Below are 9135 nucleotides of genomic sequence, written 5' to 3' on the forward strand. Positions count from 1 at the left end.
CGTTGATGAATCATCCAGCTTCCGTATCCGAAACCACCGTCAGCATCGCGGCGCGCCTGCGCGAATTGGCGCACACCCGCGCCGACGACACCGCGTTGATCGTGCTGAACGCCCAGGGCGACACGTCTTATAGCTATGGGGCGCTGGACCTGCGTGTGCGCGCGTTGGCCGCCGCACTGCAAGCGCGCTATGACATCGGCGCGCGCTTGCTTTTGCTGCTGGACAACGACGAGCACTACGTCATTGCATTCTTTGCGTGCATGGCGGCGGGCATGACCTCGGTGCCCGCGTTTCCGCCGCAGTCCGCGCGCGATCAGCAACTGGAACGGTTGCGCCTGATGGCCAAGGACTGCCAGGCCGCCGGTGTGCTGGCCACCGCAAACGTTGCTAGCTGGCTGCAAGACAGTGACGCGGTATTCGCGGGCGTGGACGTGATGGCGGTGGACGACATCGACACGGCGCACGCGCAACGGTGGCAGCCCTTCGAACCGGCGGGCGAAGACGTCGCCTTCCTGCAATACACCTCGGGATCGACCGCCGCGCCCAAGGGCGTGATGGTGACGCACGCCAACTTGATGGCGAACGAACGGTCCATCCAGGCCGGCATGCTGACGCGGCGCGACGACACCTTCGTGTCGTGGTTGCCGCTGTATCACGACATGGGGCTCATCGGCGCGCTGTTGCAGCCCGTCTACGTGGGCTGCCGCGTGGTGCTGATGACGCCCAAGTATTTTCTTGAGCGGCCGTTGCGTTGGCTTCAAGCCATTTCCGCCTATCGCGCCACGGTCAGCGGCGGGCCCGACTTTGCCTACCGCCTGTGCGTGGAGCGCGTGACGCCTGAGCAAATCCGCATGTTGGACCTGTCGCATTGGCGCATCGCATTTTCGGGCGCCGAGCCGGTGCGCAATGACACCGTCGACGCGTTCGCGGCGTTGTGCGCGCCGGCCGGCATGCCGCGTCAGACCATCTACCCGTGCTATGGGCTGGCCGAAGCCACCTTGTTCGTGACCGGCAACCAGCGGGGCGACGGGCCCTTGATCACCCGCTTTGACGAAGCCGATTTGGCGAGCGGCCAATTGCGGCCGGCGCCCCTGGGCACGCCACTGGTCGCTTGCGGCGTTCCCGCCGTGGATCACCGCGTGCTGATCGCCGACCCGGCGACGGCCGAGCCGGCCGCGCCGGGCATGCTGGGCGAGATCTGGACGGCGGGTCCCAGCATCGCGGCGGGCTACTGGGGAAATCCGCAAGCCACGCAACAGACTTTTGTGGAGCGTGACGGCGTGCGCTGGTTGCGTTCCGGCGACCTGGGCTGCTTTCACGGTGGTCAGTTGTACGTGAACGGCCGCCTCAAGGACCTGATCATCGTGCGTGGGCACAACGTGTACCCGCAAGACATCGAGCGCGTGATCGAGGCGCGAGTCGATGGCGCCAGGAAAGGGCGCGCGGCGGTGTTTCGCGTGGACGGCCCGCAAGGCGAGGGCATCGGTGTGGCGGTCGAGATTTCGCGCACGCATCGCAAGAAGGCGACGGCCGCCGCCACGGTCTCGGCGCTGAACCACGCCGTCGGCATCGCTTGCGGCGAGCCTGCCTCCGTGACGCTGCTGCTGGAACCGGGCGCCTTGCCCAAGACGTCCAGCGGCAAGCTGCAACGCGCCGCCACCCGGCTGGGTTGGTTGGAAAAAACGCTGGACGCCTACGCCATTCATCAAGACGGGGTCTTCTTGCACGGCGGGCCGGTTGACAAACCCGCGCCGCAGCCGGCCAGGGGAGACACCGAACAGGCGCTGGCCGCGATCTGGGCCGAGGTGCTGGCGCGCGAGGCGCCAGGCCGTGACGCGCACTTCTTCGATCTGGGGGGCAATTCCCTCAGTGCGGCGCAAGTCGCCGCCCGGATTCGCGCGCGCTGGTCGGTGGACATGCCGCTGCGCGCCGTGTTTGAACACCCGCAACTGGCGCAGGCTGCCGCGTTGATCGACAGGTTGCCCAGGTTGAGCCCGGAGCATGAGGCCGCGCCCGTGCCATTGCCGCCCGCGCGGCGGCTGGCCGATACGCCCTTGTCGCCTGCGCAGCAGCGCTTGTGGCTGGTGGACCGGCTGGCCGCCACGCCGGCGCAGCGCGCCGCCTACAACCTTAGCGCGGTCTACGAACTGCACGGTGAGCTGGACCTGGACCGGATGGCCCGCGCCCTGAATGGCACGGTTCAGCGCCATGAAATTCTGCGCAGCATCTACCCGGAAGACGAGCACGGCGATCCGGTGGCGCGTGTGCTGCCGTCCGTGCCGCTGCCGCTGCCCGTCACCGACCTCTGCGCGCAGCCGGATGCGGCGGCGCACATTGCCGCCTGCGCCGCGCAGCCCTTTGACCTGGCTGCCGGGCCCCTGTTGCGCGCCGCCGTCCTGCGTCTGGCGGCCGATCGGCACTTGCTCGTTCTGGTGGCGCATCACATCGTGTTTGATGGCTGGTCCGCTGGCGTGTTCCTGCGCGAGTTGTGCGCGGGTTACGAGGGCCATGAACTGCCTCCCTTGGCGCTGCAGTATGGCGATTACGCGGCATGGAGCCGCGCCCACGCGCAGTCGCCCGCCATGCAGGCGGGATTGGACTATTGGCGGCGTGCGTTGGCCGGCGCCCCGGCGCTTAGTACCTTGCCCGGCGACCGCGAACGCGACGCCGTGGCGGACCTGCGCGGCGCGACGCTGCGCCTGCCCATTCCCGCAAGTCTGACCCGCCAGTTGGCCGACCTGGCTCGCCGCCATGACGCCACGCTGTTCCAGCTGCTGCTTGCGTCTTTCCTGTGGGTCTTGCACAGCCGCTCGGGCCAGGAAGAACTCGTGATCGGCACGGACGTAGCCGGCCGCGACCACGTCGAACTTGCGCCTTTGATCGGCTTTTTCGTCAATGTCGTGCCATTGCGCACACACGTGCGGCGGGATCAGGAATTCGGCGACTGGCTGGCGCAGGTGCGCGAGGGCGTGTTGACCGCATTTGAACAGCGGCACGTGCCTTTTGACCGCATTGTCGATGCCACCGGCGCCACGCGGGATCGCAGCCGCAACCCCTTGTTGCAGGTGTTGTTCGTCATGCAAAACACGCCGCATCACGCATTCACGCTGTCGGGCCTGGCGATCGAACCCCGCCATGCCCCCGCCACGGATTCGAAATTCGACCTGGGCGTTTTCGTGCACGAGCGCGAACAAGGCCTGGACGTGGAGTGGAACTACGCCACGGCGTTGTACGAACTGCCCACGATTGAACGCGTCGCCCAGGGATGGGCGGATCTGCTGCGCCAAGTGGCCGCTGACCCCGGCTTGCCACTGAGCGGCTACGCCTTGCCCTCATTCAAGGAGCCTCGCATGTCTGTCGCCAATCCGTCACCTGCCGCCAAGCTGGACCGTCTGCGCAGTTTGTCGGCACGGGGGCCGCTAGCGCCCGCCGCTACACACGCCGCTGCACGCGCCGTTGCACACGCTGCAATACGCACCTCGTTCCTGTCGCCTGATCGGCAATTTCCCATTGTGGTCGAGGCGCTGGACCCGGACCTGGACCCCGTGGCGTGGGCAGCAGCCGAGCGCGAGCGCATCGAGAACTGGCTGAAAACGCATGGCGGCATCCTGTTCCGCAACTTCGCGATCAGCACGGCGCAGCAGTTCGAGTCCTTTGCCGAGTCCGTCGAACCGGTGCTGTACGGCGACTACGGCGACCTGCCGAAGAAAGAGGGAGGACGCAACACCTACCGCTCGACCCCGTACCCCGAAAAGCAAATGATCCTGTATCACAACGAAAGCGCGCACCTGGATCGCTGGCCACGCAAACAACTGTTCTTCTGCGAGCTGCCGTCAAGGGTCGGCGGCGCCACGCCCATCGTGGATTGCCGCGAGATGCTGCGCCGCCTGCCCGCCGAATTGGTGCAAGAGTTTGAACGCAAGCAGTTGCTCTACATCCGAACTTTCACGGATCGCCTGGACGTCAGCTGGCAGTCGTTTTTCAAGACGGATGATCGCCGGCAGGTAGAGGCCACGCTGCGTCAGGCCGGGATCGATTTCGCCTGGCGGGGCGACGACGCCTTGCAAACGCGCACGCGTTGCCCGGCGGTCATCACGCATCCCGTCACGGGCGAGCGCGTCTTTTTCAATCAGGTGCAGTTGCATCACCTGCATTGCCTGGAGCCCGAAGTCCGCGAACACCTGTTGAGCACGGCCGGCCTGGAGTGGGTGCCGCGTCACGTGTGCTTTGGCGACGGCAGCCCCATTCCGGACGCGGTGATGGACCTGATCGGCAAGACCTATGAGGAATGCGCGGTGCGCTTCGATTGGCGGCGGGGCGATGTCGTGATGCTGGACAACATGCTGGCGGCGCACGCTCGCGACCCCTATGAGGAACCGCGCAAGGTGGTGGTGGCGATGGGGTCGATGTTCGACCGTGCGGCGCTGGACGCCCAAGCGGGTACAGGAGTCAGCCGATGAGCAACATCACCGATATCGTGGCGGGGGATTTCCTGCCGCTGAGCCCCGAGCAGCGGGCATGCATGGCCCGGTCCGGGCAAGCCCCGGCGCCTCGCTGGATGCTGGCCCGCATGGAATCCGAACACGACGGCGTAGCGTTGCAGGCGGCGTTACGCCGCGTGGTTGCCGCGCATCCGGCGCTTCGCCTGCGATTTGCCGAGGTGCCGGGATATCGGGGCCTGCGCCAGCAAGCGGGCGAGGACGCCGTCTGGACCTGGGAGGTCGTGGCGGGCGTGGGCAAGGACCCGACTCAGGCCGCGCGGGCCTGGTATGACCGCATTGCCGTCCGACACGAGGGGCTGCACACCGCCTGGTTCACGGGCGTCGGGCAGGGGGGCTGGCTGGCCTTGGCCGCCACGCCGCTCATCGCGGATGAGGGGTCGATGCTGCAACTGCTGAACGACGTGGCGCGGACGATGGATAGCGGCTCGAAGCCAAGCCCAAGCTCACCCCCCGATTGCGAGACCGGCGAAGTCGCAGCGTTCGATTACACCCACTATGTGCTGTGGCGCCAGGAGCTGGCTGCCGATCCGGATGCCGAGGCCGGGCGCGCGTATTGGCGCGACCATGGCGAGGCGTCCGGCTTGCAGGCGCCTCGGCTGTCCTATCGTGCGGCGGGCGCGGCGCAGGATAACGCCGCCATCGCCGTGTGTGCCGTGTGTGCCGCGACCGCCGCGGCCGTGCGTGGCGTGACGGAACTGGCGCAGCGCCTGGACTTGCCTGTCGAAACCTTGTTGCACGCCGCGTGGCTGGCGTTGCTGGGCCGTTTGACGGGCAGCTATCGTCACGTAACCGGCTGGCGGCACGACTGCCGCGCCGATTACGACATGCTGGCCGGCGCGGTCGGGGCCTACGAAAAAGTGCTGCCGTTGGAGATCGACTGGCAGCCGGACGACACGTTTGAGCACTGCGCGCGGCGGCTTGCCCTGCGCCGCCAAGCCCATATCGGCGCGCAGGAACACTACGCCCTTGCCGCCGATGGCGGCGCCCGGCATCACGAGGTCGGATTCGTCGCAATGCCGCAGGGCCTGCCTGGCGTTCACGTGGCGGCCGTGTGTTGGGAAACCAGCGCCGGGATGGCGGATTTCGAGCTGGCGCTGCATGTTGTGCTGACGCCGGCAGCCGACCAGGTTGCGCATTTGCAGTGTGTCTACGCGCCGCACCGCTATGGCGCGGCGGCCGTGCAGGGCTTGCTGGCGCAGTACCAGGATGTGCTGACGCAGGCGGCAAGCGCGCCGGAAACGCCCTTGTCCAAGCTCTTGCCGCCCGCCGCGCCGGATACCGCGTTATATGCAGGAGAAAACTGGGATCCCGGCGCGCAATCGCTACTGGCGCACGTGCTGGGGTGGGCCGCGCGCACGCCTTCAGCGCCGGCCATCGTGGACGACGGCGAGACGCTGGACTACGCGGCGCTGGCGGTTCGGGTGGATCAGGCGGCGCGCGTCCTGGCAGGGCAGGGCGTGGCGGCAGGCGCCGTCGTCGCGTTGCGCCTGCCGCGCGGCGCTGACCTGATCATTGCGCTGCTGGCGGCATGGCGTTGCGGCGCGGCGTATCTGCCGCTGGACCCGCAGTGGCCCGTTGCGCGGTGCGCGGCGCTGATGCAGGATGCGGCGGCCGCGTGCGTGGTGCAGCGCGCGCAGGACGCGGCGCTGTTTGACGGCGTGGCGCAAGTGACGCTGGGCGCCGGCATGTCAGACGCCACGCTACCCGCGCTGAACGACGCCGCGCTGCTGCGCCAACCCGCCTATGTGCTGTATACGTCGGGCTCCACGGGCGTGCCCAAGGGCGTGGCGGTGGGGCAGCGCGCCTTGCTGAACTATGTCGCGGGGGCTACGCATGCCATGGGGCTGGCCCAGGCGCGCCGTTGGGCGCTGACGGCCACCGTGGCGGCCGATCTGGGCAACACGGCGCTGTTTGGCGCGCTGTACAACGGCGCCGCGCTGGTGATCGCCAGTGACACGGCGATGCAGGACGCGCAGTCCTTCGCGGGATTCCTTCGCGAACAACGTATTGACGCCATCAAGATGGTGCCGTCGCATCTGGCCGCACTGCTCGATTGCGATACCGCCATCGCGCCGCGTACGGTGGTGTTGGGTGGCGAGGCGACCGCCGCCGCGCTGGTGCAACGCCTATTCAAGCTGACGCCCGGCTGCCGCCTGTTCAACCACTACGGCCCCACGGAAAGCACGGTCGGCGTCATGGTTCATGCGGTCAAGGATGCCGCGGATGGCGACGTGGGCGGTGTACTGCCGCTGACGTGCGTGCTGCCCAACTGCCGCATCCGCTTGCTGGACACGGACCTGACGGCCACGGCGCAAGGCGCGCTGGGCCAGTTGTACATCGGCGGCCCGCAGCTGGCCAACGGTTACCTGCGTGCGTCCGGCGACGACGCATTCATCGACGATCCCTACCTGCCGGGGCAACGTCTGTATCGCAGCGGAGACCTGGCTTACGCGCTGCCGGACGGCGCTATCCGTTTGGCCGGGCGCGCCGACCATCAGGTGAAGATCCGGGGCTTTCGGATCGAACCGGCCGAGATCGAAGCGGCGCTGCTGAGCCTGCCTGGCGTGCAACAGGCCGCCGTGCTGGCCATTGCCGGCGCGGCAGGCGTGGAACTGACGGCGTGCGTGACCATGGACGATGCGCATCAGTCCCAGACCGACGCCGAGCTGGGCGCGGCGCTAGCGCAGCTTCTGCCCGCACCGATGCTGCCCGCGCGCATCCAGTGTTTGCCCGACCTGCCGCGGCTGCCCAACGGCAAGGTAGACCGGCATGCGCTGCAAGCGCGGGTCGTCACGGCGCTTGATGCGGACTCCGCCGAGCTGGTTGCGCCTCGCGACGCGTTGGAGACCGTGGTGGCAGGGTGCGTCGCCATCTTGCTGGAGCGCGACCGCGTGGGCGTGCATGACGACTTCTTTTCGCTCGGTGGCCATTCGTTGCTGGTCATCAAGCTGGTCACGCGCTTGCGCAAACAATTGCGCGTCGAGGCAGTGCCGGGCCTGGTGTTCGACCATCCCACCGTGGCGCGCCTGGCCGCTGCACTGCGCCAGCAAGCCGAGGACCCCGCGCAACTGGACCGGATCGCGCAACTGCGCGTCCAGGTGAACAACTTGTCGCCCGAAGAGCGTGCCGCCCTGGCCGCCCAAGTGACGGAGCCCGCATGAGCGATACCCAGCAAGCCTTGTTGCGAGCCTTGCTCGCCGAAGACGACAACGACGATGACGCCACGCTGGACGCGTCGGCGATACCGCTGAGCGACGCGCGGGACGATGCGCCCCTGTCGTATTCGCAGCAGCAGCTGTGGTTTTTGCAAAAGCTGGATCCCGCCTCTACCGCGTACAACCTTCCGCGCGCCTTGCGCATCCGGGGCAAGCTGGACGTTTCTGCATTGCGAGCAGCCTTCGCCGCGCTGGCTCGTCGCCATGCGGTCTTGCGCAGCACCTTTCACGAACAGGATGGCGAACCGCGCCAGCGCGTGAACGCCGCGCATGCGTTCACGCTGGACGAAGTGGACCTGAGCGCGCTGCCGCCTGACGCGCGCGAAGCCGCGCTGCAAACCCACTGCGCGCGCATCGCAACCCATGTCTTCGACTTAACCCGAGAGCCAGCGCTGATCGCGTGCGTGCTCAAGTTGGAACGCGACGATCATGTGTTGGCGTGGTGCCTGCATCACATCGTTTCGGATGCGTGGTCCAACCCCATCTTCATGCGGGATCTGGCGCAAGCCTATGAAGACATCACCACGTCCGGCGCCGCGGTCGCCAACGAACCGCCGCGACGTTACAGCGACTTTGCCGCCTGGCAGCGCGGGCACGCGCAGGCCGGGGGGTATGCGGCGCACGTTGCGCACTGGAATGCGCATCTGCGTGACGACTTGCAAGACCTGGCCTTACCCACGGACCATCCGCGTCCCGCCGTACTGGGCGCCGAGGGCGCTTCGCTGTATGTCGAAGTCCCTGCGGCGCTGGTCGAAAGGCTGCGCGCATTTTGCCGCGCGTCGCAATGCACGCCGTTCGTCGCGCTGTTCACGGCGTGGCAACTGTTGCTGGCGCGGCTCAGCGGGCAGACCGGCTTTGCCGTGGGCGTGCCCAGCGCCAATCGCAATCGGCCAGAGCTTCAAGAGCTGCTGGGATTCTTCGTCACGACGCAGGTATTCCGCGTGAATGCGCCGGCATCGGCCAGCCTGCGCGAGGTCTGCCAGGCCGTGCGCGCTGACGCGCGTGCCGCCATGAACTATGCCGACCTGCCATTGGAACTGTTGCTGGAAAGCCGGGACGTCGTGCGTGACCCGGCGCGCAGCCCGTTGTTCCAGGTGCTGTTCGGCCTTCAGGTGGGCAGCGCCGGCCCAGGGCTGTCCTTGCCGGGCGTTCAGGTAGAGCGCTTGCCCGTGCCCGAGCGCAGCGCCAAGTTCGAGTGGTCGCTGGACCTGCTGTGGGATGACGCCGCCGGGCCGGTCCCCGCATTGCACGGCAGGCTGGAGTTCAACACGGCGCTGGTTGCCGAGGACACGGCGGCGCGGATGTGGCGGCGCTATCTGCGGGTGTTGGAGGCGCTGGTGACGCAGCCGGACAGCCGCGTGGCGGCTCTGGATGTGATCTTGCCTGAGGAGCGCGTGCAAGCGCAGGCCTGGAGCCGC

The 9135-nt window shown here is 67.7% G+C and carries 2 protein-coding genes and 1 pseudogene; all 3 read left to right on the forward strand.

Annotated elements, in window-relative coordinates:
* Nucleotides 1-5: 5 nt before the first annotated feature.
* Complete coding sequence (locus tag ELS24_RS14785; RefSeq protein ID WP_127184567.1) at nt 6-4460, forward strand: condensation domain-containing protein; 4455 nt, start codon at nt 6-8, stop codon at nt 4458-4460.
* Nucleotides 4457-7663: an amino acid adenylation domain-containing protein gene (locus tag ELS24_RS14790; RefSeq protein ID WP_127184568.1), complete on the forward strand. Its 3207-nt coding sequence runs from the start codon at nt 4457-4459 to the stop codon at nt 7661-7663. The genes ELS24_RS14785 and ELS24_RS14790 overlap by 4 nt, the downstream gene beginning before the upstream one ends.
* A pseudogene (locus tag ELS24_RS31700) lies at nt 7660-9051 on the forward strand (condensation domain-containing protein); the annotation flags it as partial. The gene ELS24_RS14790 and the pseudogene ELS24_RS31700, both read left to right, overlap by 4 nt.
* Nucleotides 9052-9135 lie beyond the last annotated feature (84 nt).

The sequence above is a fragment of the Achromobacter spanius genome (genome assembly GCF_003994415.1).
GTDB classification, from domain to species: Bacteria; Pseudomonadota; Gammaproteobacteria; order Burkholderiales; family Burkholderiaceae_B; genus Achromobacter; species Achromobacter spanius_C.